This window comes from Terrisporobacter petrolearius (assembly GCF_020748185.1).
GTDB lineage: Bacteria > Bacillota > Clostridia > Peptostreptococcales > Peptostreptococcaceae > Terrisporobacter > Terrisporobacter petrolearius.
The window spans coordinates 1-464 of record NZ_JAHZMO010000169.1 but is presented as its reverse complement, the minus strand read 5'-3'; the positions used below and the strand labels follow the sequence as shown (position 1 = coordinate 464).

The 464-nt window shown below is 33.0% G+C and carries 1 protein-coding gene; it reads left to right on the top strand.

The features are described 5' to 3' along the window. Positions 1-422, top strand: a 422-nt coding sequence (locus K0040_RS20145) for a DNA gyrase C-terminal beta-propeller domain-containing protein (protein ID WP_272491587.1), incomplete at its 5' end; no start/stop codon positions are given. Between the last annotated feature and the right edge of the window lie 42 nt (positions 423-464).

The window sequence follows — 464 nt, the reverse complement described above, 5'->3', positions numbered from 1 at the left end:
ATGAAATACCTGAAGGTAAGAGACAGGCTAAAGGAACTGCTATAGTGAATTTACTTCAATTGTCAGCAGATGAGAAAATTGCTACTCTAATACCTATTGATGGTAATGATGAAAATGAATATTTATTACTTGCAACGAAAAAAGGTATTGTTAAGAAGACTAAGAGGGAAGAGTTCAAAAATATAAATAAATCGGGTCTTATTGCTATAGGCTTAAGAGATGATGATGAGCTTATTGGAGTAGAACTTACAGACGGAAAGCAAGAAGTACTTTTAGTAACTAAAGAAGGTATGTCTATAAGATTTGATGAAAATGATATAAGATATATGGGTAGAACAGCCATGGGTGTAAAAGGTATAACTTTAAGTAAAGAAGACTTTGTTGTGTCTATGAACCTTTGCAGTAAAGGTACAGGTGTGTGAGTGGTAAGTAAGAATGGTTTTGGAAATGGGACAAATATAGAA